The 26,359-nt window shown below is 69.3% G+C and carries 27 protein-coding genes, 1 pseudogene and 1 riboswitch; of the genes and pseudogenes, 18 read left to right on the forward strand and 10 right to left on the reverse strand.

Features of this window, described 5'->3' with window-relative positions:
- Positions 1-220 precede the first annotated feature (220 nt).
- The 8 genes from ACQZ13_RS12250 (at position 221) to ACQZ13_RS12285 (ending at position 7,609) form a co-directional block, all read left to right on the forward strand.
- Positions 221-997: a hypothetical protein gene (locus ACQZ13_RS12250; protein ID WP_431052269.1), complete on the forward strand. Its 777-nt coding sequence runs from the start codon at positions 221-223 to the stop codon at positions 995-997.
- On the forward strand, positions 997-1,320 hold the full coding sequence (locus ACQZ13_RS12255) for a 4Fe-4S binding protein (protein ID WP_088407048.1): 324 nt from the start codon (positions 997-999) through the stop codon (positions 1,318-1,320). Before ACQZ13_RS12250 ends, ACQZ13_RS12255 begins: the two co-directional genes overlap by 1 nt.
- Positions 1,298-2,023: a response regulator transcription factor gene (locus ACQZ13_RS12260; RefSeq protein ID WP_431052271.1), complete on the forward strand. Its 726-nt coding sequence runs from the start codon at positions 1,298-1,300 to the stop codon at positions 2,021-2,023. The genes ACQZ13_RS12255 and ACQZ13_RS12260 overlap by 23 nt, the downstream gene beginning before the upstream one ends.
- Positions 2,020-3,192, forward strand: a complete 1,173-nt coding sequence (locus tag ACQZ13_RS12265) for a sensor histidine kinase (protein WP_431052273.1) — start codon at positions 2,020-2,022, stop codon at positions 3,190-3,192. Before ACQZ13_RS12260 ends, ACQZ13_RS12265 begins: the two co-directional genes overlap by 4 nt.
- Before the next feature lie 245 nt (positions 3,193-3,437).
- Positions 3,438-4,145, forward strand: coding sequence for a hypothetical protein (locus ACQZ13_RS12270; protein WP_431052275.1), 708 nt, complete (start codon positions 3,438-3,440; stop codon positions 4,143-4,145).
- A 136-nt stretch (positions 4,146-4,281) separates the two neighbouring features.
- Positions 4,282-4,965 (forward strand): response regulator transcription factor, encoded by a 684-nt coding sequence (locus ACQZ13_RS12275; RefSeq protein WP_431052277.1) that lies wholly within the window; start codon positions 4,282-4,284, stop codon positions 4,963-4,965.
- Entirely contained in the window at positions 4,937-6,442 is a 1,506-nt protein-coding gene (locus ACQZ13_RS12280; RefSeq protein WP_431052279.1) for a sensor histidine kinase, read from the forward strand. Before ACQZ13_RS12275 ends, ACQZ13_RS12280 begins: the two co-directional genes overlap by 29 nt.
- A 369-nt stretch (positions 6,443-6,811) precedes the next feature.
- Positions 6,812-7,609, forward strand: coding sequence for an N-acyl homoserine lactonase family protein (locus ACQZ13_RS12285; RefSeq protein WP_431052281.1), 798 nt, complete (start codon positions 6,812-6,814; stop codon positions 7,607-7,609).
- 9 nt (positions 7,610-7,618) lie between these two features.
- Here ACQZ13_RS12285 and ACQZ13_RS12290 read toward each other — a convergent pair whose 3' ends face one another.
- The 4 genes from ACQZ13_RS12290 to ACQZ13_RS12305 form a co-directional block, all read right to left on the reverse strand.
- Entirely contained in the window at positions 7,619-8,443 is an 825-nt protein-coding gene (locus tag ACQZ13_RS12290) for a helix-turn-helix domain-containing protein (protein WP_431052283.1), read from the reverse strand.
- Between the two features lie 32 nt (positions 8,444-8,475).
- Positions 8,476-9,258 (reverse strand): lipase secretion chaperone, encoded by a 783-nt coding sequence (locus tag ACQZ13_RS12295; RefSeq protein WP_431052285.1) that lies wholly within the window; start codon positions 9,256-9,258, stop codon positions 8,476-8,478.
- 17 nt (positions 9,259-9,275) lie between these two features.
- A complete protein-coding gene (locus tag ACQZ13_RS12300) occupies positions 9,276-10,139 on the reverse strand; it encodes an alpha/beta hydrolase family protein (RefSeq protein WP_431052287.1) in 864 nt (287 codons plus the stop codon).
- 159 nt (positions 10,140-10,298) lie between these two features.
- Complete coding sequence (locus tag ACQZ13_RS12305) at positions 10,299-12,512, reverse strand: OsmC domain/YcaO domain-containing protein (RefSeq protein WP_431052289.1); 2,214 nt, start codon at positions 12,510-12,512, stop codon at positions 10,299-10,301.
- 87 nt (positions 12,513-12,599) lie between these two features.
- Between ACQZ13_RS12305 and ACQZ13_RS12310 the strand changes: the two genes are divergently transcribed.
- The 3 genes from ACQZ13_RS12310 (at position 12,600) to ACQZ13_RS12320 (ending at position 14,131) form a co-directional block, all read left to right on the forward strand.
- Complete coding sequence (locus ACQZ13_RS12310) at positions 12,600-13,070, forward strand: helix-turn-helix transcriptional regulator (RefSeq protein ID WP_431052291.1); 471 nt, start codon at positions 12,600-12,602, stop codon at positions 13,068-13,070.
- Positions 13,071-13,154: 84 nt separating this feature from the next.
- Entirely contained in the window at positions 13,155-13,568 is a 414-nt protein-coding gene (locus tag ACQZ13_RS12315; protein ID WP_431052293.1) for a VOC family protein, read from the forward strand.
- Positions 13,569-13,753: 185 nt separating this feature from the next.
- Positions 13,754-14,131 carry a DUF1801 domain-containing protein gene (locus ACQZ13_RS12320; protein ID WP_431053208.1) on the forward strand — a complete coding sequence of 126 codons (378 nt, stop codon included), beginning with the start codon at positions 13,754-13,756 and terminating at the stop codon, positions 14,129-14,131.
- A gap of 31 nt (positions 14,132-14,162) precedes the next feature.
- On the opposite strand, the gene ACQZ13_RS12325 is transcribed toward ACQZ13_RS12320, so the two are convergent.
- From ACQZ13_RS12325 to ACQZ13_RS12335, 3 genes are all read right to left on the reverse strand, one after another.
- Entirely contained in the window at positions 14,163-14,615 is a 453-nt protein-coding gene (locus ACQZ13_RS12325; RefSeq protein WP_431052295.1) for a VOC family protein, read from the reverse strand.
- 222 nt (positions 14,616-14,837) lie between these two features.
- Positions 14,838-15,431 carry an alpha-ketoglutarate-dependent dioxygenase AlkB gene (locus ACQZ13_RS12330; RefSeq protein ID WP_431052297.1) on the reverse strand — a complete coding sequence of 198 codons (594 nt, stop codon included), beginning with the start codon at positions 15,429-15,431 and terminating at the stop codon, positions 14,838-14,840.
- A gap of 18 nt (positions 15,432-15,449) precedes the next feature.
- Complete coding sequence (locus tag ACQZ13_RS12335) at positions 15,450-15,980, reverse strand: gamma carbonic anhydrase family protein (protein WP_431052299.1); 531 nt, start codon at positions 15,978-15,980, stop codon at positions 15,450-15,452.
- A 151-nt stretch (positions 15,981-16,131) separates the two neighbouring features.
- Here ACQZ13_RS12335 and ACQZ13_RS12340 point away from each other — a divergent pair.
- From ACQZ13_RS12340 to ACQZ13_RS12355, 4 genes and pseudogenes are all read left to right on the forward strand, one after another.
- A pseudogene (locus ACQZ13_RS12340) lies at positions 16,132-16,452 on the forward strand (hypothetical protein); the annotation flags it as partial.
- A gap of 88 nt (positions 16,453-16,540) precedes the next feature.
- The gene (locus tag ACQZ13_RS12345) at positions 16,541-17,560 is read left to right on the forward strand and encodes a threo-3-hydroxy-L-aspartate ammonia-lyase (protein ID WP_431052301.1); all 1,020 of its coding nucleotides are present in this window, start codon (positions 16,541-16,543) and stop codon (positions 17,558-17,560) included.
- Entirely contained in the window at positions 17,557-18,033 is a 477-nt protein-coding gene (locus ACQZ13_RS12350) for a hypothetical protein (protein WP_431052303.1), read from the forward strand. The genes ACQZ13_RS12345 and ACQZ13_RS12350 overlap by 4 nt, the downstream gene beginning before the upstream one ends.
- A gap of 61 nt (positions 18,034-18,094) precedes the next feature.
- Positions 18,095-18,718, forward strand: coding sequence for a phosphohydrolase (locus ACQZ13_RS12355; RefSeq protein ID WP_431052305.1), 624 nt, complete (start codon positions 18,095-18,097; stop codon positions 18,716-18,718).
- A gap of 244 nt (positions 18,719-18,962) precedes the next feature.
- Here ACQZ13_RS12355 and ACQZ13_RS12360 read toward each other — a convergent pair whose 3' ends face one another.
- Positions 18,963-19,610 (reverse strand): TetR/AcrR family transcriptional regulator, encoded by a 648-nt coding sequence (locus ACQZ13_RS12360; RefSeq protein WP_431052307.1) that lies wholly within the window; start codon positions 19,608-19,610, stop codon positions 18,963-18,965.
- A gap of 117 nt (positions 19,611-19,727) precedes the next feature.
- Between ACQZ13_RS12360 and ACQZ13_RS12365 the strand changes: the two genes are divergently transcribed.
- Genes ACQZ13_RS12365 through ACQZ13_RS12375 form a run of 3 tightly spaced genes read left to right on the forward strand, consistent with a single transcriptional unit; the run spans position 19,728 to position 23,312 of the window.
- The gene (locus ACQZ13_RS12365) at positions 19,728-20,798 is read left to right on the forward strand and encodes a dipeptidase (RefSeq protein ID WP_431052309.1); all 1,071 of its coding nucleotides are present in this window, start codon (positions 19,728-19,730) and stop codon (positions 20,796-20,798) included.
- Between the two features lie 5 nt (positions 20,799-20,803).
- The gene (locus tag ACQZ13_RS12370; protein WP_431052311.1) at positions 20,804-22,894 is read left to right on the forward strand and encodes an amidohydrolase family protein; all 2,091 of its coding nucleotides are present in this window, start codon (positions 20,804-20,806) and stop codon (positions 22,892-22,894) included.
- A 10-nt stretch (positions 22,895-22,904) separates the two neighbouring features.
- The gene (locus ACQZ13_RS12375) at positions 22,905-23,312 is read left to right on the forward strand and encodes a RidA family protein (RefSeq protein ID WP_431052313.1); all 408 of its coding nucleotides are present in this window, start codon (positions 22,905-22,907) and stop codon (positions 23,310-23,312) included.
- Between the two features lie 39 nt (positions 23,313-23,351).
- On the opposite strand, the gene ACQZ13_RS12380 is transcribed toward ACQZ13_RS12375, so the two are convergent.
- Together ACQZ13_RS12380 and ACQZ13_RS12385 are read right to left on the reverse strand one after the other, a co-directional pair.
- Positions 23,352-23,900 carry a hypothetical protein gene (locus ACQZ13_RS12380; RefSeq protein WP_431052315.1) on the reverse strand — a complete coding sequence of 183 codons (549 nt, stop codon included), beginning with the start codon at positions 23,898-23,900 and terminating at the stop codon, positions 23,352-23,354.
- Positions 23,901-24,104: 204 nt separating this feature from the next.
- Entirely contained in the window at positions 24,105-26,006 is a 1,902-nt protein-coding gene (locus tag ACQZ13_RS12385) for a TonB-dependent receptor domain-containing protein (protein WP_431052317.1), read from the reverse strand.
- Positions 26,007-26,089: 83 nt separating this feature from the next.
- A riboswitch (cobalamin riboswitch) is annotated at positions 26,090-26,328 on the reverse strand.
- Positions 26,329-26,359 lie beyond the last annotated feature (31 nt).

Genomic DNA, 26,359 nt, shown 5'->3' on the forward strand with positions numbered 1-26,359 from the left:
GTCGAAACCCGACCCCCTGACGCGTCGTGTCAGCAGAGGCCGCTGTAGCCGCCGCGTTTCGCCCGTTTCCCCCCTTGGAGGCATTCCCTCGGACAGGGCAACGGCGATACAAAACGAAAAACAGCGATACCGCGGTGAGATGCCCTGGCGAGGGGGCATGGGAATCATGGCGACATGGATTCACCGCCCGGACACCCGGGCTTTACCGAGGAATTGCAACATGCATCTGTTTCGACGCTGGAGCCACCACCATGAACGTCAGCACGCTCACTTCGGCCACGATGGTCGCTTCGGTCCTGTCGGCCCTGTGTGTGACGATGGCTTCTACGGCCCGCTGCCCGTCACCGGCCCCTGGTACCGCTTCGGTGGTTTCGGCGGTTTCCCCTGGGGGTGGGGCGGTCTTGGAGGCGCCCACGGCTGGGGGCGCGGCTGGGGGCATGACCATGGCCGGCGGCATGGACATGGACGCGGACACGGCGGCCACGGCCACCACGGTCGCCATGGTCACCACGGCGGTCATGGGTGGGACGGCTTCGGCGGGGGCCTGGGATCCGATGCCCACCACGCCGGTCGCGGCGAGAGGCTGCAAGCCCGGGCCGTCGCCTTTCTGGACCTGAGCGACAGCCAGTTCGACCTGCTGGAGCGGCTGATCGTCCAGCTTGCGACGGCGCGACGCGCGGTCAAGGCATTGGCGCGCGGTCCCGAGGTCGCCCGGCTCGTCGACAGCGACAACTTCCGGCGCGAAGAGGCGCAGGAACTCTTCGACGGCCAGATCGAGGCGCTGCGGGCGACCGGTCCGGCGCTGGTGGCCGCCTTCGGCGACTTCTTCGACGCCCTGGACTTCGACCAGCAGCAGATGCTGCGCTTCCTGCTGCGCCGGCTGCGCCGCCGGGCTGGTCGGGACGGCGAGGATCGTGACGGGCGGGGTCGCCGTGGCCGTGGTGATGTTCGCCCGGACCGCGATGGCACCGCCGGCACCGACGGCCGGAGCCGCTGATGGACAGCCGCGACTGCCGGCAGCCTCCAGGGCTGCTGCGCCCGGTCATCGACCGCAACCGCTGCGAAGGCAAGGGCGACTGTGTCGAGGTCTGCCCGTACGGTGTCTTCTCGGTCGGCACGCTGCCGGTGGAACGGCGCAAGGAGCTGAACCTGTTCGGCAAGCTGCGCGGCTACGCGCACGGCTGGCAGCAGGCCTTCACGCCGAACGCCGACGTGTGCCGCGCCTGCGGCCACTGCGTCAAGGCCTGTCCCGAACGGGCGATCACGCTGGTCCGGCACAGCCACAATGGACGTCACGATGCATCGATTGCTGCTGATTGACGACGACGAGGCGCTGGCCGCGCCGCTGGCGAGCTACCTGGCGCGCTTCGATTTCGAGCTGAGCGCGGTGACGCGGCCCAGCGCCGCGCTCGCGCGCCTGGCCGAGGAGCGCTTCGACGCCCTGATCCTGGACGGCATGCTGCCGGAGATGGACGGGTTCGCATTCTGCAAGCGCGTGCGCGGCGGGACCGAGCCGTGGCGCGAGATCCCGATCCTGATGCTGACCGCGCGCGGCGACCTGACCGACCGCGTGGTCGGCCTGGAGCTGGGCGCGGACGACTACCTGGCCAAGCCTTTCGAACCGCGCGAGCTCGCGGCGCGGCTGCAGACCATCCTGCGGCGCACGCGGCTGGCGCCGGCCGCGGCCGTGCCGGCGACGCTGCTGCGCTTCGCGGGCCTGGAGATCGACACCGTGCGCCGTGTCGTGTCAATGACAGTGACGGCGGCGGCGGCGGCGGGGCCCGTCGAGCTGACCAGCACCGAATATGAACTGCTCCTGATGCTGGCCCGCGAGCCCGGCCGGGTGTTCTCGCGCGACGAGATCCTGAACCGGCTGCGCGGCCAGGAGGCCGACCTCTACACGCGGGCGGTGGACATCCTGGTGAGCCGGATGCGCCGCAAGCTCGAACCGCTGGAGGCGCTCAAGACGCTGCGCAATGCGGGCTACTGCTTTGCGCTGCCTGCGGCGGAGGAGGGCGCATGAGCGATCCGCGCCACCCCTACGACCACTGGAACGATCCGCGCCAGCGCCACGCGCACCGCGAGGAATGGCGGCGTCGCGCGCGGCAGATGCGCCGGATGCACAAGCTGGAGAAGATGCGCCGCTGGGCGGAGATGGAGGCCGGAGGCATCCCGTTCCCGCGCGAGCGCGGCTGGCGCTGGCACATGCGGGCGCGCAACCGCTGGCACCAGCGCTGGCACCGGCACCACGCGCAGTTCAAGCACTCGCTGGGCGCGCGGCTGACCGCGATCTTCGTCGTGCTGGCCTGCGTCGGTTTCTGCATCCTGTGGGCCTCGATGCAGGTCGAGTACGGCCTGCTGTGGGCGGTGCCGCTGCTGTTGCTGGTGACGGGTCTTGCCTACGGCGGCATCCGCCATCTGGTGGGACCGCTGCGCGAGCTGGCGGCCGGCGCGGAGGCTTTCGGGCGGGGTGACCTCGACCATCGCGTCCCGATCTACCACCGCGACGAGATCGGCGACCTCGTGCACCGCTTCAACCAGATGGCCGAGGACATCCAGGCGATGCTCGACGGCAAGCGCGCGCTGCTGCTGGCGATCAGCCACGAGTTGAGAAGCCCGCTGACGCGCGCGCGGCTGCATGCGGAGCTGGTCGACGAGGGCGCGTCGAAGGAGGCGCTGCTGGACGAGCTCGCGCAGATGCGGGAGCTGATCTCGGCGCTGCTGGAGAGCGAGCGCCTGGGCAGCGGCCACCGGGCACTGCAGGTGGCCGACTGCGATCTGGGCGCGCTGGCTCGGGAGCACGACCAGCCCGGCGTGGCGCTGCGCATCGACCGCGACCTGCCGGTGCTGAAGCTCGACCGCATGCGGGTGCAACTGCTGCTGAGGAACCTGGTGCACAACGCGCTGCGGCACAACGATCCGGACGTCGGTCCGGTGATGGTGTCCGTCGAGCGCGACGGTAACGGCGGCGGCGCGAAGCTCTCGGTGCGGGATCACGGACCGGGCGTGTCGCCGGAGGTGCTGTCGCAGCTCGGCCAGCCGTTCTTCCGGCCGGACGAGGCGCGGGCCCGCAGCGAGGGCGGTGTGGGTTTGGGCCTCTCGCTGTGCCGTCTCGTCGCCGAGGCGCACGGCAGTCGACTGGAGCTGCGCAACGCGCAACCGGGGTTCGAGGCGGTCGTGAGATTCCCCTGACGGGACGCGCGCCCACTCATCCGAGTGGGAGCTGACGATTCGCCTACCGAGTCAAGTCAGTCCGCCTGCGAGAACCCGTGTGGCGGCGATGCCGACGATTTCATTGAATCGATTTCATTGATCTTTTCGTGCCAGGTCTTGTCGGCGGCGCGAGCAAGATCCCTCTCCCGCGTCGTCAGGCGCGGTCCATGTCATCCCGACGAAGGTGATGTTTATGAATTGATCCGATCTGACTGGAGTTGTCCATGTCCCCGATGTCCTTCTCTCATGCCGGTGCGTCCGGCTCCTCTGCCGCCTCTGCCGTCGCTTCTGTTGTCGCTTCCGCGGCTGCAGCCCGCTTCCGCGGTCCGGCGCGCTTCCACCCCAGCCTCGACGACGAGCTCGACGACGATCCCGGTGCCGAGCTCGCCGCGCGCGCGCTGGATACCGATGACGCCCGTGGTGCCGCTGCCTCGGTCGCCGGCGGCAGCGAGCCGTCCGCGCCGCCGCGGATGTCCACGGCCGGTGGGCCTTCCGCGCCGGCCCCGCGCCGCGCGAGGACGCTCTTCATGCAGCGCCGTCTGCTGGAGCTCCGCCCGCTGCTGCGCCTGAACGGCGAGGAATTCGAAGCTTTCCTCTACCAGTCGCGCATGTACCCGTCGCTGAGCCGCTTCGCGGCGGGCGGTGTCGAGTACTTCGTGCCGCGGCGCGACATCACGGTGGGGCTGGCGATGAAGACGCTGCGCGAGCGCATCGAGCGCGCGGCCGTCATCGCCGAGCTGGTCTGCCGCCTCAAGCGCGACGACGAGGAAGAAGGCGCGCTGTGCAACGACGACGAAGCGGTCGTGGCCTCCGGTGCGATCCGCGACGACCTGCGCGAGGCGCTGGGCATGCTGGGCGTCTATGAGCAGGCGATCCGCGACGGCGTGGCGGTGGTGCAGTACCACGAGCCCGTGGCCTGCGAGGCGGACTGAGGCGCCAGGGGTTGCGATCCGTCGCGGCCCGTTCCACCCGTTCGACCGCGGCCGGCGGGCGCGCCCGGTAAGCCACGGGTAAGTCGGGGCGGTGGAGGATGCGCCTTTAACATCCGCATTTCCGCCCCCGCTGCCCATGAACCGAATTGCCCTGGTCGAGGATCACGTCCGGCTGGCCGACCTGATCCGTCAGGCGCTGCAGGCCGCCGGCATTCCGACCGACGTCTTCCATGCGATGGAGGCCGCCTGGGTCGCGCATCGTGACGTCGGGTATGCCGCGCTGGTCATCGACCGCGGGCTGCCGGACGGCGATGGCCTGTCCCTGGTCAAGCGCCTGCGCGCCGCGCACCAAGGCACCCCCTGCCTGATGCTCACGGCGCGCGACGCGCTGCACGACCGCATCGACGGCCTCGAGTCGGGCGCCGACGACTACCTCGCCAAGCCCTTTCCGATGGAGGAGCTCGTGGCGCGCGTGCGGGCGCTGATGCGCCGCTCCGTCGCGGTGCGACCGCCGCGCGCGGTCTTCGGCGACATCGAGGTCGTGATCGAGGAAGCCCTGCTGGTCCGCGGCGAGGTGTCCGTGGCGCTGGCGCCGGCGGAGCTGCAGATCGCCATCGCGCTGGTGCAGCAGCAGGGGCGTACGGTGCGTCGCGCGGCGCTGGAGGCAGCGGCCTGGGGCCTGTCGGAGGCGGTGACGCCCAACGCGCTCGACGTCGCGTTGCACCGGCTGCGCAAGAAGCTGAGCTCGCTCGGATCGGAGCTGCGCATCGTCAATCTCAGGAACCACGGGTATGCGCTTCAAGATGCGGTGGCCGAATAGCCTGCGCAACCGCGTGCTGGCCGTGCTGGCGGCCAGCATGGTGCTGAGCGCGGTCGTGGTCGGACTCGCCTCCATGGTGTTGTGGGAGCCTTTCTCGCGCTGGGTGCTGCGGCACCAGATCGAAGGCAACGGCAAATCGCTGGCGGAGCACCTGGAGTTCGACGCCCAGGGGCGACCGGTCGGCATCGAGGCGAGGGCGATCGAGCCCTGGCTGTTCGACAGTCTGCGCAACGAGGTGATGCTCCGCGTGGCGGACGGCGAGGGGCGTGTCGCCTATGCCACGGACGGCGTGCTCGCCACGATCGCGCCGGCGGGAAAGGGCTTTGAACCCCGGCGGCAGTCGTTCGCCTTCCAGCGGCAGGGCATCGCCATGCATGCGGCGACCGTTCCCTTCGATCGTGCGGGGAAGCGGTGGTACGTGCAGTTCGCCGTCACCGATCGCATCGTGCTGCAGATGCGCGAATCCATCGGCTTCGACGTCTTCCGGCAGGGCGTGGCGGCGCTGGGCGCGACCTTCGTGCTGATCTTCATGATCACGATCCACGTGGCCTTGCGGCAGGCGCTGCTGCCGGTGCGCGCGGCTTCCGGCGCCGCGCGTCGCATTTCGCCGAGAACCTTGGCCGAACGCCTGCCGGCGGCGGACCAGCCGCGCGAACTCCGTCCGCTGGTCGAGGCCTTCAACGCGGCGCTGGACCGGCTGCAGGGCGGATTCAAGACGCAGCAGGAATTCCTGTCGAATGCCGCGCATGAGCTGAAGACGCCGCTGGCGCTGATCCGCGCGCAGGTGGAGCAGGCGGAGTCAGGCGCCTGGCGCGAGCAGATCCTGGATGACGTCGATCGCGTGGCGCGCCAGGTGCAGCAGTTGCTGCTGCTGGCCGAGGCCAGCGAGCAGCGCAACTACCGCGTCGAGGCGATCGATCCGACGCCGGCGCTGCGGGAAGTCTTCGACTTCATGGAACGCGTGGCCGCGCGGCACGACGTGACCTTGGGCCTGCACCTGAGCCCCTCACTGCGGGCCTGGCGCGCGGATCGCGGCGCGCTCTTCACATTGCTCAAGAACCTGCTGGAGAACGCGATCCAGCACAGCCCGCGGGAGAGCGTGGTCACGCTGATGGCGGACGCGGACGGTTTCTCCGTCTCGGACCAGGGCAGGGGCGTGGCGGAGAAGGACCTGCCGCGCATCTTCGAGCGCTTCTGGCGCGGCGCCGACCGGCGGGAGCAGGGCGCGGGACTGGGGCTGGCCATCTGCACCGAAATCGCGGCGGCGCACGGCTGGCGGCTGAGCGCGCACCGGCGGGTGCCGGGGCCGGGATTGGAGGTGCGTTGCGAGATGGCACCGACGACCGATTCGACCGATCCCGCAACGACCGACCCTGCGGCCGGCGCTATCCTGCCGGCATGCAGCACCCCCCTCGACACCCCCATCGGCTCGGCGCCGCCAGAGGCGCGACGGCCCTCGCGGTCGTTCTCGGTCTGACCGCCTGCCAGGCTTTGCAACCCGTCCAGCCCGAAGAGGACCAGACCCAGTGGGCGGACGCCATCTCCGTCTTCAGCACTGAACAGGAAGCGACCGCCGTGGCGTCGGGCCATCCAGGCGCCGTGCCTCGGACGCTCGTCGTCGAATCGGAGCTGGTCGTGATCGGACGCCGGACGTGCGATGCCGGCGCGGTCCAGGTCAAGACGCGGGATGGAGCGACGGGATGGTCCCTGGCGACGTCCCTCAAGAACCTCGGGCCGTGCCCGCTCCCTGTCGCGCACGGCTGACGACGCCGTTCCGCGTTCGTAAGGGGCCGGGCCCACGCCAGACCGCTTCATGGCTATCATCCGCGCGATCAAGGAGACGGACATGAAGACACGCTTCTGGTTGGCGCTCACCGCGGGCGCACTTTTCTCCCTGTCGGCGGCGGCCCAGGAGGTCACGTTGACGCGGCTCGACTGCGGCAACGGGACCAACGACCCGCGGCGCTTCAGCGACACCTTCGCCTACACAGAGACCAGCAAGCCCTTCACCTTCAGCTGCTACGTCATCCGGCACGGCTCGGACGTGATGGTCTGGGACACCGGCTACCTGCCGGGTTCCGTGCCCAACGCGACCAACAAGCCGCTGGGAGATCTGCTCAAGCAGATCAAGGTCGATCCGGCGGACGTCAAGTTCGTCGGCATCAGCCACTTCCACGCCGACCACACCGGTCAGGTGAGCCTCTTCAAGAACGCGACGCTGCTGATCGGCAAGGCCGACTGGGACGCGATCAACGCGACGCCGCCGATGGCCGGCGCCAACGCGAAGGGCTTCGCCGAGTGGATCGCCGAGAAGCGCAAGGTCGACCCGCTGACCGCGGACAAGGATGTCTTCGGCGACGGCACCGTCATGGTCCTGCGCGCGCCGGGCCACACGCCGGGCCACAGCATCCTGCTGGTCCGCCTCAAGGAGATGGGACCGGTGATCCTCAGCGGGGATTCCGTCCACTTCCACGAGAACTACGAGCACGACGGCGTGCCCAGCTTCAACGACGACCGGGCGCAGACGCTCGCCTCGATCCAGCGCGTCAAGCAGATCGAGAAGAACCTCAAGGCGACGGTCATCATCCAGCACGACCCGCGCGACATCGGCAAGCTGCCGGCGTTCCCGGCGGCGGCGAAGTAACCGTCGACGTCACCCGCCGATCGCGCCCATCAAGCTGACCCGCTGCCGCCAGGCATGGTCCACGTGGCCCTCCGGTGCGCTGCGGAGTTGCCCGAAGTAGCGCGAAGGGCATTCGCCATAGCAGCGCACCCACACCTTCGCCAGATGGGCGGAGTCCGTGAACCCTGACGCCTGCGCGATGGCGGTCAGCGCTCGTCCGCTGCCGAAGAACATCGCCGCGCGCTGGATCTTCACGGCCAGCGCGTACTGCCGCGCCGAGATGCCCAGCGATTTCAGGAAGCCCCGCGAAGCCTGCGCGGCGGACAGTCCCACCGGCGCGCCCAGCGATGCCAGGTCTTGCGCCGGATCGAGCCGGAGCCCCGCCATCATCTGCAGCACGCGCGGATCCAGCGGTCGATGCGGCGCGACGCTGTCGGCCACGCTGCCCACGAGCATCTGCACCGAGGCCTGCAGCCGCCGGCCGCTCAGCGCCTGGTACGCGAAGGCGGACGCGCAGTCGAGCAGGCCGGCGAAGTGCTGCTCATCCAGCACGCGTACGGGCGCGCGGTCCGCGGAGCGGCTGAAGGTGTTGTAGCGTGGGTGCGTGGGCTCCAGGTCGATCAGCACGGCGGGTTGCCCGCCGGAGTCGATGGCGCGGGTCGAGAACGGGCGCACCGCCACCAGACGGCCCGACCAGTGCTGTCCGCCGACGCTGACGCGCAGCGGCTGCGGCGTCAGCGCGCAGGCCAGCGTGACCGAGTGGCGCCGCACGCGCGAGCGCACCGCGCCGCTCGCATAGATGAAGCTGTCCCCCAACAGGCCCAGACGAGGGCCGACGAAGTTGCCAGACGTCATGAGGACATGCTGCGACCGGCAGCGCCATCGCGTCAAGGCTGGACCGCGCCGCGCTCCTGGTCATAGCGGAGCTGCGCGCGCATCGCCTTCTCCTCCATGCTGCGCGCGGTGGACGTGTCTTCGCGCATCAGCTCCAGGATGCGACGCGCGACCGCGTCGTCCTGCGCGAACATCTCCCGGGCCGCTTCCGCGCCGAAGTGGGCCGCGCGTAGCGCCTGCATCGTCTGCAGTTGCGCGAGTCCCTCCTCCGGCACCAGCGGCGCCTGGCCCGGCGGGAAGGCGGCCGCCTGCGCGGTCTGGTAGGCCTCGAACTGCGCGACCAGTTCGCGCGCCCGCGCGGCGGCCGGCGCCGGCAGTTCGGCCAGCTCGGCGTCCACGCGCGCGGTCAGCGCCGCGCCTTCGTTGAGCGCCAGCAGCGCCTCGGCGCGCAGCCGCATCGGTTGGTCGACGACCAGTCGCCCCTTGGCGTCGGTGCGGAAGACACGTTGCGCCGGTGCGGCAAGACCTGCCCCCGAAGCCGACGCCGAAGCCGAAGCCGAAGCCGACACAGATACCGACGCCGACCTCTGATCGAGTGACAGCGCGCTGACGCTTCCGTCGAACGGAGGCAGCCCGTTCGCGTTCGCGGTCTGCGCGTCGACCGGCGCGGACGCCCCGGCCGCTCGCGACCACGGGAAGGCCGTCTTCAGGTCTTCAACGGCCGCCGGCGCATGAGCCCCGGCGGCCAGCCAGCCGAGGAGCGCCACGGCGCCCACGCCGGCGGCGAGGACCAGCGCGACGCGCCGGCCCCGGTGACGATCGGATGGGTGCGACATGGCGTCCTCCGTCGGGCTCAGTACGGGCAGTTCTGGTTGTAGCGGTCGAAGACCAGCGCGGTGGCGTAGGCCGTGTGCGCCGCGCCGCACAGGAACGGCGAGTACCGCGTGTCCGCATCCACGAAGCGCTTCATCCAGGTCACGCCGTAACGGCCGATCGGCGTGTTGGTGCTGTTGGGTGTGAAGTGGGTGGCGCCGTTGAGTTCCGCATAGGCCTTGAAGGTCGAGGCCGGCAGGCTCGCGTAGAAGGGCCGCGCGTGCGCGGCGACCGACGCCACCGTGTCGCCGTCCGCGCCGACGATGAGCGTCGGCACCCGCACCTGCGTGAAGCTGGTACTGAGGTTCCACGGCGTCAGCGGCAGCGCGGCCTTGAGCGTCGGGTTGTCCTCGGCGGCGATCAGCGCGCCCCCGCCGCCCATCGAATGCCCGGCCACCGCCAGCCGGGTACTGTCGACACGGCTGCGCACCGTGCTGCTGGCACTGTTGACCACGTAGTTCAACGCCGCCATCAGCTGCGTGGCGCGGCTGGCGGGCTGGTCCAGCGTCGAGTTGGTGTTCATCGTGATCACCACCAGGCCGTGCGTCGCCAGCCGGCGTCCCAGCCACGCGATGCTGGATTCGGTGGCGGTGAAGCCGGGACTGATGGCCACGACCCCGTAGCGGCCGGCGGTGGTGGGGTAGTAGATGGTGCCGCCGCCGAAGCCGCGAGCGAGCGTCACGTTGCTGGTCGAGACCGCGAACGACCCCGCGGTGGCGTTGAGGCTGGCGGACGTGGGATCCGGGCCGATCTGCGCCGAGGCGCTGCCCGCGGCGAAGGTGGCGAAGGCGACGCACAGGGCGGCGGCCCGCAGGGCGGTCCGCAGCGAAGCTCTCTGAGTCATGGTGTCTCCCTTGATGAGGCGCCCATGCCGCGAGATGCGACAGGGCGGACCCAGTCTAGGAAGCGCACCGTCGGAGTGCCTTGTACGCATCCGGGGGAGGAACCCCCTAGGATCGTTCAGGGAAAACCCGGCATGGATCCCCGGGATGGACGCTGCGTGTCAGCCCGCCTGGCCCTTGCGGGCCGCCGCCGCGGCACGCGCCACGTGCAGCTTGCGGTAGCTGTCGATCAGGCGGTGATGCCGGTCGAGCCCCTCCAGCTTCATGCTGGTCGGCGTCAGCCCGTGGAAGCGCACGCTGCCGTCCGCCGACCCGAGCACGGCGTCCATGCGCTCGTTGCCGAACATGCGGCGGAAGTTGGCGACGTAGTCGTCCAGCTCCAGCTCGTCGTCCAGCAGCACTTCCAGCACCACGTTCACGGCCTGATAGAACAGGCCGCGCTCGACGGTGTTCTCGTTGTATTGCAGGAAGGCGCCGACCAGCTCCTGCGCCTCTTCGAGCTGCCCCAGCGCGAGATGGATCAGCAGCTTCAGTTCCTGGAGCGTCAGCTGACCCCACACCGTGTTCTCGTCGAAGTCGATGCCGATGAGCGTGGCGATGTCGGTGTAGTCGTCGAGCTCGCTGTCTTCGAGGCGCTCCAGCAGCGCCGCCAGCTGCTCATCGTCCAGCCGATGCAGGTTGAGGATGTCGGCGCGGAACGCCAAGGCCTGGTTGGTGTTGTCCCAGATCAGGTCCTCGACCGGATAGATCTCCGAGTAGTCCGGCACCAGGATGCGGCAGGCCGTCGCGCCCAACTGGTCGTACACGGCCATGTAGGACTCCTTGCCCATGTCCTCGAGGATGCCGAACAGCGTGGCGGCCTCCTCGGCGTTGGAGTCGGCGCCCTGGCCGGAGAAGTCCCATTCGACGAACTCGTGGTCGGCCTTGGCGCTGAAGAAGCGCCACGACACGATGCCGCTGGAGTCGATGAAATGCTCGACGAAGTTGTTGGGCTCGGTGACGGCGTTGCTGGCGAAGGTGGGGCGGGGCAGGTCGTTCAGCCCTTCGAAGCTGCGGCCCTGCAGCAGCTCCGTCAGGCTGCGCTCCAGCGCGACCTGCAGGCTGGGATGCGCGCCGAAGGAGGCGAACACGCCGCCGGTCTTCGGGTTCATCAGCGTCACGCACATCACCGGATAGACGCCGCCCAGCGACGCGTCCTTCACCAGCACCGGGAAGCCTTGCTCCTCCAGGCTGCGGATGCCGGCGACGATGCCGGGGTACTTGTCGAGCACGGCCTGCGGCACGTCGGGCAGAGCGATCTCGCCTTCCAGGATCTCGCGCTTGACGGCGCGCTCGAAGATCTCGGACAGGCATTGCACCTGCGCCTCGGCCAGGGTGTTGCCGGCGCTCATGCCGTTGCTGACGTACAGGTTCTCGACGAGGTTGGACGGGAAATAGACCGTCTCGCCGTCGGAGCGCCGCACATACGGCAGCGCGCAGATGCCGCGCGCCACGTTGCCGGAGTTGGTGTCGATCAGGTGCGAGGCGCGCAGCTCGCCGTCGGGGTCGTACCAGGCGAGGCAGCGCTCGTCGAGCAGGCCTTCGGGCAGCGCATCGTCCGGGCCGGGCTGGAACCAGCGCTCGTCGGGGTAATGCACGAAGGGCGCGTCGGCGATGTCCTCGCCCCAGAACACGCCGGCGTAGAAGTGGTTGTTGTTCAGGCGCTCGATGTATTCGCCCAGGGCCGAGGCCAGGGCGCTTTCCTTGGTGGCGCCCTTGCCGTTGGTGAAGCACATCGGCGAATGCGCGTCGCGGATGTGCAGCGACCACACGTTGGGCACCAGGTTGCGCCAGGAGGCGATCTCGATCTTGATGCCCAGATTGGCCAGGATCGCCGTCATGTTGGCGATGGTCTGCTCCAGCGGCAGGTCCTTGCCGGGGATGTAGGTCGCCGCGTCCGAGTCCGGATTCAGCGTCAACAGGGCCTGCGCGTCGGCGTCGAGGTTCTCGACCTCCTCGATCACGAACTCCGGCCCGGCCTGCACCACCTTCTTGACGGTGCAGCGGTCGATGGAGCGCAGGATGCCCAGGCGGTCCTTCTCGGAAATGTCCGCGGGCAGCTCGACCTGGATCTTGAAGATCTGCTGGTAGCGGTTCTCCGGGTCGACGATGTTGTTCTGGGAGAGGCGGATGTTCTCGGTCGGGATGTCGCGGGTGACGCAGTACAGCTTGACGAAGTAGGCCGCGCACAGGGCCGAGGAGGCCAGGAAATAGTCGAACGGACCGGGCGCCGAGCCGTCGCCCTTGTAGCGGATGGGCTGGTCGGCGATGACCGTGAAATCATCGAACTTGGCTTCCAGGCGGAGCTTGTCGAGAAAGTTGACCTTGATTTCCATGCGATGACTCTTCTGCGGGTTATCCAGCATTATCGCGGGCGGTCTTCGAGGGCCTGGAGAGTCGGAACCGGCGGATAGGATGTCCGGATGAGTTCCCCAGAAACTCCGGCCACTCCCGCCATCCCCGACATCCCCGGCACGCGGCTGCGCGATCTCGCGCGCCTGCGGCGCGTGCGCGACCGCATCGACCGCGAGTACGCCCAGCCGCTGGACGTGGACGCGCTTGCGCAGGGCATCGGCATGTCTGCCGGTCATCTGAGCCGGCAGTTCCGGCTCGCTTACGGCGAGTCCGTCTACGCCTATCTGATGACGCGCCGCATCGAACGGGCGATGGCGTTGCTGCGGCGCGGCGATCTGAGCGTCACCGAGGTCTGCTTCGAGGTCGGGTGCTCCTCGCTGGGTACCTTCAGCACGCGCTTCGCCGAGCTGGTCGGCGTGCCGCCCAGCGTCTACCGCCGCGACTCCGCGGCCGAGGCGGAGGGCCTGCCGTCCTGCGTCGCCAAGCAGGTGACGCGTCCGATCAGGAATCGAGAAGCGCCGGAGAAATCGTCCCCCTAGACTGCGTTCCAAGGGTCCGGACCCTGGCGGCGACGGCCGCCAAGCCCTCTGACAACACCTGGAATCACTCATCTGGAGACAGACATGGACATCACCATCCACTCGACCTTCCTGCCGCACACGGACGCCGAAGAATCGCTGGCCTTCTACCGCGACGGACTGGACTTCGAGATCCGCAAGGACGCGGCCTTCGGCGGCAACCGCTGGATCACGATCGGGCCCAAGGGCAGGCCGGACACGTCCATCGTGCTGTTCCCGCCCAACGCCACGCCGGGCCTCACCGACGAGGAGAAGCGCACCATCGCCGAGATGATGGCCAAGGGCACCTACGCGATGCTGCTGCTGGGCGCGAAGGACCTGGACGAGACCTTCCAGCGCCTGCAGTCGCGGGACGCCGAGATCGTGCAGGAGCCCACCGACCAGCCCTACGGCGTGCGTGACTTCGGTGTGCGCGACCCGGCGGGGAACATGATCCGTATCCAGCAGCTCAAGAACTGACCCCGGAGACCCGCATGCCCAGCACCACCGATCCGAAGAAGAAGCCCTCGACCGGCGCCGCGAAGACCTCCGCCAAGCACGCCGCGACGTACGTGGCGAAGAAGACGGTCAAGCCGGCCGTCAAGAGCACCTTCCGAAGCGCCGCGCCCAGCGACGACAACGTCCCCGGCGTGAACGCTTCCAAGATGATCGATGCCCGCATCGAGGAGCTCGGCGATTGGCGCGGCGAGATGCTCGCGCGGCTGCGCAAGCTCATGAAGCAGGCGGTGCCGGGTGTCGAGGAGACGTGGAAGTGGCGCGGCACGCCGGTGTTCGAGCGCAACGGCCAGATCTGCACCGGCGAGACCTACAAGGACGTCGTGAAGATGACCTTCGCCAAGGGCGCGAAGCTGGCGGATCCGGGCAAGCTCTTCAACTCGAGCCTGGACGGCAACGCGCGCCGCGCGATCGACATCCGCAAGGGCGAGAAGATCGACGAGGCGGCGTTGAAGGCGCTGTTCCAGGCAGCCGCGGCGCTGAACGACGCAGCCGCGAAGCCGAAGAAGGCCAAGCCGGCGGCTTGAGGCCGCCGGCTCGGGACGTCGACTTCAGTCGTCAGCGATCGATCGTCGACTTCAGTCTTTGCGCTTCAGCCTGCTGGCTCGCGAAGGTCCTGCGGAACTCCGGTGCCGCGTCCTCGCGGGTGTTGACTTCGAGCATCAGCTTCCCAGGCATCCAGCAGAAGAAGCGCGAGCCTCGTGCGTGCGAGATGAGCTCGGTCTCCATCGGCACGCCCGCGCCGATCATGTCGGCGTGGATGCGCTGGAGGTCGGCCATCGTCGACACCTCGACGCCGATGTGGAAGTTGCCGGGCCAGTTGATGTCGCGATCGCGGGCGTCCTCGATGACGATGTCGAGGGCGTCCTTCTTCACAACACGGCTGCGGCCCATCGCGAGCACGGCGAAGCCGAGGAAATGCTCGAAGAACGCAGCGGTGGCGGGGACGTCGTGGGAGGGGAAGCTCAGATGGTTGAGCGTGGAACGAACCGTCGTGGAATGCGTGGTCATGGTATGCCTGTGCGCAAGCCGGCATGACGCGAAGGGCGTCGGAATGCCAGTGGGGTTGCGCGTTGGCTGACGTAAACGCTTACGGCTCGGTGCGGTCGTGAGGACTGCGGAGCGGTCGCCATCGTAGTGGCGCGGTGCGAGCGTGGTCAAGCTCGCCGAGAAGACCGGAAATCTCGTCGTGCGATCAGCGGATGATCGGCTTCATCGCGCGGACGGCCGTCGTCATCGGTCTCGCCGCGCGGTGCGGAACGTGACCGACCAGCGCAGGCGCTCCAGCGGTGCGACGCTGTGTTGCCACGCCCAGCGCGACGGACCGCGCAACGCGTAGATCGACCGCGGCTCGACGCTCACCTTGATGACGTCGCTGCGCTTGGGCGCATCGGACGGGTAGGGCCGGAAGCGCAGCGTCGCCGCCGCGCCGAGCGACACGCCGAAGATCTCTTCGAAGTCAGGCACGTCCCGATGCCAACCCAGCGGCGTGCCGGGCGAGTACTCGGCCACCAGCGCGTGCACGAGCGCCTCCGGTGCAACGCCCGCCCACTCCGCGACGCGACGTCGCAGCGGCTGCAGTTCCTCGATGAGCGCCTGCGTCGGGCGCAGGCGGTTGGCGTCGTAGTCGAAGCTGCCGCCATAGCTCACGACGCGGCGTCGCGCGGTGTACTCCTTGTACTGCGCAGCCTCCAGCGGCAGCGAGCGGATCAGTGCGATCAACGCGAGTTCCTCGTCCGACGTCAGGAAGCCCGAGCGATACGTCATGCCTTCGGGCAACGCGTCGGCGGGCGGATCGAGATCGTCGAAGAGGCTGGACTGGTCCATGAGAAACCGCTCTACCGCTCAGCCTCGCAGATAGTTGTCCTTCACCCGGATGTAATGCTCGGCGGAATACTTCAGGTAGGCGATCTCGTCGGCGGTGAGTTCGCGCACGGGCATCGCGGGCCGGCCGATGTAGAGGTGGCCGCTCTTGAGCACCTTGCCCGGCGACACCAGGCTGCCGGCGCCCAGCATGACGCGGTCCTCGATGACGACGTCGTCCATGACGATGCTGCCCATGCCGATGAGGCACTCGTTGCCGATGCGGCAGCCGTGCAGGATGACGGAATGGCCGACCGTCACGTGGTCGCCGATGATCAGCGGCGAGCCTTCCGGCTTCTTCGGATTCTTGTGCGAGACGTGCCCCATCGTCAGGTCCTGCACGTTGGTGCCGGCGCCGATCACAATGCGGTTCACGTCGCCCCGCAGCACGGTGTTGCACCAGACCGAGCTGTCGGGACCGAGGGTGACGTCGCCGATCACCTGCGCGGATTCATGGACGAAGACGCGCTCGGCGAGCACCGGGGCAGTATCGAGGTAAGGGGACAGCGGCATGGCAGGCGAGGGCGGGCAGCGGAAGAAGAAGGACATTGTCGCGGCGTCGAAGCAGACCGTCGCAAAGCCTGCTGCCAGAGCCACGAAGAAGCCGGCGCCGAAAGCCAGCGCGACGGCCGCTTCGAAGCCCGCGGCAAAGGCACCGCGCGAGAAGCGCCACCACCACTACGTCTACGTCGTCGAGCTCGCCGACCAGGTCTGGAACGAGCCGCGCTTCCGCAAGGCGAATCCGGACTACCGCCTCGGCATGCCCTTCGTCTACGTCGGCATGACGGGCCTCGATCCCGACCTGCGCTTCGACAAGCACAAGGCCGGCATCCAGTCCAATCGCTACGTCTTCGACTACGGCCTGCGCCTGCTGCCGCAGCTGTACGAGGTCTACAACCCCATGCCCTACGAGGCCGCGCGGGAGATGGAGGTCGAACTCGCGATCGGCCTGCGCGAGGCGGGTTACGGCGTCTGGCAGGCCTGAAGCGTCCGGCAGGCCTGAATGGCCGGCCCGACACTGTTGCGATACAGCGCTGCGGCATGATGCAGCGGCCCTTTGTCCAGGAGTCGAGATGAGCGTCACGTCCCCTTCCGCCGCCACGCCCGTGGCCCTTCCGACCTACGACGACGTCGAGGCCGCCGCCCGCCGCATCGACGGCCACGCGCATCGCACGCCGGTGCTGACCTCGCGCACCGTCGACGAGCTGTTCGGCGCGCAGGTCTTCTTCAAGTGCGAGAACTTCCAGCGCATGGGCGCCTTCAAGTTCCGCGGCGGGTTCAATGCGCTGTCGCGCTTCACGCCGGAGCAGCGCCGCTTCGGCGTGGTCGCGTTCTCGTCGGGCAACCATGCGCAGGCGATCGCGCTGTCGGCGCGCCTCCTGGGCATGCCGGCCACCATCGTCATGCCCCAGGACGCCCCCGCGGCGAAGATCGCCGCCACGCGCGGCTACGGCGGCCAGGTCGTCCTCTACGACCGCTACACCGAGGACCGCCAGCAGATCGGCCGCGACCTCGCCGAGAAGCACGGCCTGACCCTGATCCCGCCCTTCGACCATCCCGACGTGCTGACGGGGCAGGGCACCGCCGCGAAGGAGCTGTTCGACGAGGTGGGCGCGCTCGACGCCGTGTTCGCGCCGCTGGGCGGCGGCGGGCTGCTGTCGGGCACGGCCCTGTCGACCCGCGCGCTGTCGCCGAAGGCGAAGCTGTACGGGGTCGAACCGGAGGCCGGCAACGACGGCCAGCAGTCCTTCCGCAGCGGCACCATCGTCACCATCGATACGCCGCGCACCATCGCCGACGGCGCGCAGACACCGCACCTCGGCGACATCACCTTCGCGCTGATCCGCCAGCATGTCGACGACGTCCTCACCGCCAGCGACGCGGAGCTGGTCGACGCGATGGGGTTCTTCGCGTCGCGCATGAAGATGCTGGTGGAGCCGACCGGCTGCCTCGGCTTCGCCGCGGCGAAGGCGATGAAGGACCAGTTGAAAGGCCAGCGCGTCGGCATCGTGATCAGCGGCGGCAACGTCGACATGGCGCGCTTCTGCGAGCTGGTCGGCGCGCGGGCCGCCGTCGATACTCCGACGCCATGAGACTTCAACCGATTGCCGTCTTCCGCGTGCTGGCCCTGAGCGGCCTGATCATGATCGCCGCCTTCCAGCCCGCGCTGGCGGCCTGCAACGTGACCACGCTGCCCGACGGCTGGGCGGCGGGATCGGCGCGCTGGGACGGTCCCTGCGCCGCCGGCCAGCCCAACCAGGCCGACGGCCTGGGCGTGCTCAAGGAGCAGCAGGGCTCCGCCGTGAAACGCATGTTCCTCGGCCGCGTCGCCAAGGGCGAACTGGCGCTGGGTGTCGTCGACATCCCCGACCAGGGCTTCATGGCCGGCCGCTTCGCGCAGGGCAAGCTCGTCGCGTCCGATGACCGCCAGGTGACTGTCCAGGCCTTCGAGGAAGCGGCCAAGGCCGCGTCGGCCGCCGCGGACCGCTTCGAGCAGGCGGGCAATGCCGCTTCGGCGAAGTTCTACCGCGCCAAGGCCAAGACGCTGCGCGAGCAGATGGACTGAGCGTGTCCTCGGACTGCGCCCTGCTGACAGGGCGCGTCCCGGCGCTCGCTACAGTCGATCCATGACCGACAGCCCCCGTGCCTGGATCCGACTGCCCTCCGGGGCGGCACTCGACCTGATCAATCCGTCCCCCGACGCCTGGACCGACGAGGACCTCGCGCTGCGCCTGGCGCGCACCTACCGCTGGGGCGGCGAGTCCATCTGGCCGTGGCCGTTGTCGGTCGCCCAGCATTCGCTGCTGGTGCTCGCGCTTCGCCGTGGATGGGCGGAGGAGGCCGGCGAACCGCTCTCAACCGCGCTCCAACGCGCCGAGCTCCTGCACGACGCGGAGGAAGGCTTCCTCGGCTTCGACTGCATCTCGCCGCTCAAGCGCGCGCTGGGTGAGCCGTTCCGGATCGTCGGCGATCGGCTGATGGCCGCCATCGCCGTCCGTTACCGGCTGCCGGCATGGACCCCCGACACCTACGCGACGCACAAGCGCGCCGACAGCATCGCCGCCGCGACCGAGGCCGTGCGGTGCACGGGCTGGTCCGAGCGCGAGGTGCGCGAAGTGCTCGGTATCACGCAACCGGTGCTGGACGCGGATCCGCTTCACGCCGCGTACGGCGGCACGCCGTGGGAGCCGTGGCCGGCGGACATCGCGGCGGGACGGTTCCTGGAAGCGCTGCGGACGCTCAAGACCTGACCCCGCCCAGGTTGGGCTGACTGCCACCGCCGCTGGCCCTCACCCCAACCCTCTCCCGCAAGCGGGAGAGGGGGCAAGAGTCGCCGGTGCCGCGAGTCGAACCGATCGCACTCCCTCTCCCGCAAGCGGGAGAGGGGGCAAGAGTCGCCGGTGCCGCGAGTCGAACCGACCGCACTCCCTCTCCCGCTTGCGGGAGAGGGCAGGGGTGAGGGCCAGCGGCCGCACGCAGTCAGCCGGGCGTTCTTCAGATTTGCCGCGCGATCGACCGCCAGGCGGCCTCGGCCAGCACCGCCGCGCGATCCGCGGGGCTCGCCAGCCGGCGTCCGGCCAGCCACGAGCGGCTGTACCACTCCGCCGCGCCCAGCACGAGCGCCGGGATCAGTTCCTCCGGCAGCGGCATCACGCGCCCGTACTTCACGTCGCGCGCGAAGCAGGCGTCGATGGGGGCATACCGCGCGGCGATCCGCGCGCGCAGGTCGTCCCCGAACGGACCGCCCGCGACCACCTCCCGCGCAATGAAATAGAAGCGCGCCAGATCCGGCGCCTCGGTGATCCAGCCGACATAAGCCGTGATCAGGGCGTCGACCACCGCATGGCTGTCCTCCAACCCCTCGGTCTGCGCCGCGATCGCGCGGCTCTGGTCGTCGACCGCCGCGAACAGCAGCGCCGCGACCACGCCTTCCTTGTTCTTGAAGTGGTGGTAGATCGTCCCCACGCTCTGGCCGCTGGCCGCGCGCAGGTCGTCGATGGTCGTGGCCTCGATGCCCCGCGCGTTGAACGCCGACAGGGCCTGCGCCAGGATCAGCCGCTTGGTCTCGGCCCGGTCCTCCGGGTAGGCGGCCTTCAATACTTGCTCGGTCCTCGCGACGGCCCTGGCGGTCTTCGTGGGCATGTTTAGAATAATCTTCTAGAGTTTCTCTTCGATCTCATCGCGCGGTTCCGGCCGGAATTCCGGCGACCGCGGTGCGAGCCGCGATCATCCCTCAAACACCCTGGTGTCCACGCACGCATGAAGCCCTCGTTGCTGCCCGTCCTGAACGCGCTCGGTGTCCTGGACAACCCAAACCGGCATCTGCAGTCGGATCCCGGCGATCGTCAGGCCATGGCCTACGCCAGCAGCGCGCAGGACGTCGATGAGCGCTCGCTGGCTGATGCGCTCGCTTCGGGGCTGTATGCGGTCAACGTGACGCTGGGCCATGTCGCCGGCAGCGACGATCCGCGCGCCGCGACGGAGCGCGACATCGCCGGCTGGGACGCCTTCATCGACGCGCATCCGCAGCTGTTGAAGGTGAGGTCGGGCGAGGACCTCGCCGTCGCGCGCCGTGAGGGGCGCATCGGCGTCATCTACGGCTTCCAGAACACCGAGATGCTGGGCACCGACGCGTCGGCCGTGGACCACTTCGCGGACCGGGGCGTGCGGGTGATCCAGCTGACCTACAACGGCCGCAACGCGGTCGGCTGCGGCGCGACGGTGCCGGACGACGAGGGCCTGAGCGCCTTCGGCGCCGAGGTCGTCGAGCGGCTGCAGCAGCGGCGCGTGCTGGTCGACCTGAGCCACAGCAGTGAGCGCACCTGCCTGGACACGCTTCGTCTGGCGAAGCGTCCGGTCGCGATCACGCATACCGGCTGTCGCGCGATCGCCGATCATCCGCGCAACAAGAGCGATTCGGAGCTGCGGCTGCTCGCCGAGCGCGGCGGCGTGGTCGGGCTGTACTTCATGCCTTACCTGCGGTTGAGCGGTCAACCGCATGCGGAGGATCTCTTCGCGCATCTGGCGCACGCGATCGATGTCTGCGGCGAGGACCACGTCGGCCTGGGCACGGACGGCGGCAGCACGCATTACGACGACCTGGCGGCGTATCGAAAGCATCTGGAGGACGAGGTCGCGCTGCGCCGCAGCCTGGGCATTGGCGCGCCGGGCGAGACGGCGGACGTGGGGCTGTTCCTGCCCGACCTGTGCGGTCCCGACCAATATCAGCAGCTCGCGCGCCTGCTGGCGGCGAAGGGGTATCGTGCGTCGCGCATCGAGAAGATCCTGCACGGCAACTTCCGCCGGTTGATGACGGAGACCTGGGAATGAGGACGATGAATCGAATCACGCTGCGGGCGACCGTATGCGCCGTGTGCGCCGTGTGCGCCGTGCTGTGGGCTCCGGCTGTCCGCGCGCACGACGACCTCGAACGCCAATGGGCGCCGACCGCCGCCGATGCGCAGGCGGCGCAGGCCGCGTTGCCCGCGCCTCAGGTCCTGCCGGGCGCGAAGCCGCTGCTGTCGCAGGTTCAGATCCACGGCATGACCGTGGGCCGCCAGGCGCTCAGCCGCCAGGGCGACGAGGTGCTGGTCGACTACGCCTTCAGCGAACGCGGTCGCGGCGACCAGCTCCGCGCGAAGTGGACGCTCGACGCGCGCGGCCTGCCGCTGCGCTACGAGGCGGAAGGCAACGACTACTGGAAAGTCCCGCTCGCCGAGCGTTTCGACCGCGCCGACGGCAAGGCGTCCTGGAAGAACCGCGTGGAGCAGGGCAGCGCGACGTGGCCGGAGGCGGGCGCCTTCTACCTGCCCGCCAACGCGCCGCCGGAGTTCACCGGCGTGCTGGCGCGTGCGCTGCTGAAGGCACCGGGGCAGCGCCTGGCCCTGCTGCCGGCGGGCGAGGCGACGCTGACGAAGGGGTCGACCATCGTGGCGGGCGGTCGGCGGCTGACGCTGCATCAGATCTCGGGCATCGACTTCACGCCGGTGGCGGTGTGGCTGGACGAGCGCCAGCAGACCGCCGCCGTCATCGACGACTGGTTCGAGGTGCTGGAAGCGCGCGACGTGCCGGCGCTCGCGCGCCTGACGACCGCGCAGCGCGACGCGGACAAGCGATGGTCCGCCGATGTCGCGAAGCGGCTGACGCACGTGCCGCAGGGCGACCTGCTGATCCGCCATGCGCGCCTGTTCGAGCCGCGCGACCTCGTGGCGCGCGAGGACATGCGGGTGCTGGTGCGCGGAGGCTTCATCGTGCGCGTCGAGCCCGACGACGGCTCCCCGGCGCCGGCGGGCACCGAGGTCATCGAGGCGGCAGGCCGTTTCCTGATGCCGGGGCTGTGGGACGTACACCAGCACTTCTCCGGCACGGACGGCGTCTTCGACCTGATCGCCGGCGTGACGAGCGCGCGCGACATGGCCAACGACAACGTCCCGCTGATCGAGCGCGTGAAGCGTTTCGACGCCGGCACCGAGCTCGGCCCGCGCGTGGTGAAGGCCGGCATTGTCGAAGGCGTTGGCCCGCTGGCCGGCCCGACCGACGTGCGTGTCGAGACGGTCGAGCAGGCGCGCAAGGCGGTCGACTGGTACGCCGACCGCGGCTACGAGCAGATCAAGATCTATTCGTCCTTCAAGCCGGAGCTGGTGCGTCCGATCGCCGACATGGCGCATGCGCGCGGGCTGCGCGTCAGCGGCCACGTGCCGGCGTTCATGCGGGCGGGGCAGTTCATCGATGCGGGCGCGGACGAGATCCAGCATCTGAATTTCATCGTGCTGAACTTCTTCCCCGAGGTCGCCGACACGCGCGGCAAGGACCGCTACACGGTGATGGCGGAGAAGCTGCTGCAGCTGGACCTCGACAGCGCGCCGGTGACGGGCTTCATCGCGGAGCTGAAGCGCCGGCACACGGTGCTCGACCCGACGGTGGCGATCCTGGAGGGCTTGTACTCCGGCGCGCCGGGCGAGCCGCCGGCGGCGCTGAAGGGCATGGTCGAACGCTTCCCGCCGATCGTGCGAAGGCGTTTGCTGACGGGCGCGGTGGCCGTGCCGCCGGGCAAGGAGGAGGCCTACCGGCAGGCGCTGCCGCGGCTGCTGCAGCTGATCAAGCGGCTGCACGACGGCGGCGTGACGCTGATGCCCGGAACGGATGCCTTCGCGGGCTACACCTTGCACCGCGAGCTGGAGCTCTACGTGCGCGCCGGCATCCCCAACGCCGAGGTACTGCGCCTGGCGACGCTGACGCCTGCGCAGGTGCTGGGCGTGGCCGGCCAGCGCGGCGAGATCGCCGCAGGCAAGCAGGCCGACATGGTGCTGCTGGACGGCGACCCGCTGAAGGACATCGCTGCGCTGCGGCAGGTGGTGAAGACGATCAAGGCGGGACGGGTGTTCGATCCGGCACAGTTGGAAGCGGCGATGGGGATGACGAAGTGAGGTGCATGCAATGACGACGAACCACGACACGATCCACCGCTTCAACAGCGGCCTCGTCCTCCCCGCCAGCGTGCCGTTCCCCGAGGGAACGGCCTTCGGGCCGTTCGTGTTCCTGTCGGGTCAGCTCGGCAACAAGCCCGGCACGCTGGAGCTCGTCGAAGGCGGCATCCGCGCCGAGGCGCTGCAGACGCTGCGCAATATCGAGACCTCGCTCCAGGCGCAAGGTCTCGGCGTCGAGCATCTGATGCGCTGCACAGTGATGCTCGCCGACATGGCGGAGTGGGGCGTCTTCAACGAGGTCTACCGCGCGTTCTTCGGCGACCGGCCGATGCCGGCGCGCAGCGCCTTCGGCTGCAACGGACTCGCGCTGGGCGCGCGGGTCGAGATCGAATGCACCGCCGTGCGTGCGGTGCCCTGACACGGATCTTGTCGGCGACCCCGACGCGGGATCCGCGCCTTACGGCGCCGGCTGGAAGGCCACGGCCGTGACGACGCGCGTCGAGCGGTTGTAGTGGTCCGACGTGACGATCAGCGCGGTCGTGTCTTCCATCAGCTTGTAGCCGGCCGGGCACACCCGGTTGATCGAGTCGACGCTGTACTGCGTCGTCGTGCCGTTGGCAGCGGTGTCGTTCCGGAAACACGTGCCCTCGATGTGGCGCGTCATGACGGGGCTCTCGATCGTGCCGGTCGTCGCGTTCAGCGTGAAGCCCGCGGGCAGCCCGAACTGCGGATCGCGGATCTCCACCTTCAATCCCGTGAGACACGCCTGCGACATGCCGCGCGCCTGGAGCGTCCAGGTGTTGCGCTGGTTCAGCTTATAGGTCAGCGCGTCCTGTGCGACCTGGCCCGTCAGCGGCACGCTGGGGGTGAAGTAGACGTTGGGATGCTCGCCGGTGACCTCGCAGTCGTCACCGCCTCCGCCGCAGCCGTTGAGCAGCGCGGCGACGGTCAACGCCGCCAGAACGGCCATCACACCGCGACCCCAGGACTTCGAATTCCGCGCCATCACTCACTCCCCGACTGCTCGTCTTTGTTGGCTGAAGGGGCGGGATGCTAAAGGGGGCGCGTGTGGCTTCCGCGCGAAAGCTTCCCCCGCGTCGGGGGGAAGTGCTGTGAAGGATGCCGCAGTGGCATCGCTACCACTCGATGCGGCGCCGATCGAAGGCCGCGCGACCGCTTCGCCGCGCGCCTTCGATCGGCATCGGAAGGCTCAGAAGCCCTTCATGTCGTACCGCACGCCGACCCACGCCTGACGGCCCAGACCCTGGTACGTGTAGACCGGCTGCACGTCGCGATCCGCGGCGTTGAGCACCTTGGCCTCCAGGCGCCATTGCGGCAGGAAGCGCCAGGTCGCGCGCACGTCCACCACGGTGTACGCGCCGAGCTGCGCGCCCACATCCGGCCGCGCGCCGACTTCCGTCAGCGACGTACCGACGCTCCACACGCCGGTGTCGTAGTCGGCCGAGATGCTTTCCTGATGCGCCGCGCGGCGCGGCAGGCGCGAGCCGGTCTGCTCGTCCTTCGCGTCGAGGAAGTCCACCGTGGCGCTCAGGCTCAGGTTGCCGAAGCGATGCGCGCCGCTGAGCGTCGCGCCTTGCAGCTTGGCCTTCGCGATGTTGTACGAGCAGCCGAAGTATCCCGGCGGGCATTGCGTGCCGTCCGGATCGGGGTTGTAGCCGATCAGGTTGTCGACCTTGTTGCGGTAGACCGTCGCCGAGGCGCTGCTCGCGCCGGAGCGCCAGTTCACGCCCAGCTCCACGCTGCGGCCGTCCTCGGGCTTCACCGCCGTGCCGTAGAACGGATAGTCGGTCTCGTTGAAGGTCGGCGCGCGGAAGGTCTTGCCGGCCACGGCGCGGACCTTCAAGGTCGAGGTCAGCGCGTAGCTCGCGCCGATGCTGCCCGTCGTGGACGTGCCGTAGGCGTTGCTGTCGTCATGACGCAGGCTCGCTTCCAGCGAGGCAGGACCGAACTGGCCCGAGTAGCCCGCGATGTACGCGTCGTTCTTGCGCTTGAGCGTGCTGGTCGTGACGCCGTCGGCCGTCTCGTTCAGATGCTCGTAGGCCAGCACCACCTGCTGGTCCGGCGAGAGGCGCAGCGCGTTCTGCCACGTCGCCTGGTCGCGCTTGGTCGTGAAGCGCGCGGGATCGGGCGCGCCGCTGCGCGAGTCGTCCAGACCGTGGCTGATCTGCACCGTGGTGGTCCAGATCGGCGAGAGCGTGCCGCGGTAATCGGCGCTGACGACGCGCGTCGTCAGGCGGTTGCGGAAGTCGGGCGTGGGGTCGCTCAGGAAGTCCGGCGGGCCGCCGAAGTTGGCGCTGTCGTATTGCGCGTTGAGCTTGCTCTCGGTGGCGGTGACGCCGATGCGATGACCTTCCGCCGGCGTGAAGCCCAGTCGCGCAGAACCCGTCGTGCGGCGGAAGCCGTCGCGATCGGGGTTGTAGTAGCCGTTGACGTCGTTGGGACGGATGGAGGAGATGCCGTCGCTGGTCTCGCGGCTCAGGCTCGCCGCGTAGTCGAAGCCGGCTTGCGCGCCGCTCACCCCCACGCTGCCCAGGCGCGAGGCGTATTCGCCGACGGCCGCGTTGGCCGTGAGGTTCAGCGGACCCTGGCCCTTCTTCGTCGTGATCTGGATGACACCGCCGACGGCGTCAGCGCCGTACAGGCCGGAGGCCGGTCCGCGCAGGACTTCGATGCGATCGATGTTGGACAGGCTCATCGCCTCGAAGGCCGCCTGTCCCAGCGTCGCGGAGCCGACGCGCACGCCGTCGATCATCACCACCGTGCCGGTCGTGTTGGCGCCGCGCAGGAGGTAGCCGCCGCTCTGGCCGGGACCGCCGTTGCGCGTGATCTGCAGGCCGGCGTAGCGGCGCAGCAGGTCCTCGACGCTGCCGGCGCCGCTGTCGCGGATCGTGTCGGCATCGATCAGGACGACGTCGGCCACGCTCTTGCTCAGGGCTTGCGGCTCTCGGGTGCCGATGACGATGACGGGATCCAGCGAGGATTGCGCGAAGGCGATCGACGGAGCGATGGACAAGGCGGGCAGGGCGACCAGCGCGGTCGCGGAAGCACGGGCGACGGCGCGCAGCGTGGCGCGAGGAGAAGAGGCTTGCATGTCGGAACTTCGGAAAGCAGCGGCAGACGGCCGCTTCCCCGCGGCCGCATGCGGAATGGACGCGCGGTGCTCCTGGAAGCACAGCGACGATCCGCCTGTTGGCCGGTATCCGGGCTGTCGGAAGAATGAACCCGTGTTGCCTTCCCGGACGACCGTCCAGTGGTGTTCAGACACGAGCTGCGCGCTCTCATCGTTCAGATGAAGCGCGCCTTCCGCTTACCGTTGCGGGGGCAGCTCAGGTTGGGACCGCAGTCCCTCCTGATTCCCGTTGAACTGCGCCGGCAGGGAGCCGGGCGCTAGCACCAACGGGCGGGATCATAACGGGAGGGCCCTGGACTTCGTGTCGCCTGGCG

Source organism: Roseateles sp. L2-2 (assembly GCF_050613215.1).
GTDB classification, from domain to species: Bacteria; Pseudomonadota; Gammaproteobacteria; order Burkholderiales; family Burkholderiaceae_C; genus Roseateles; species Roseateles noduli.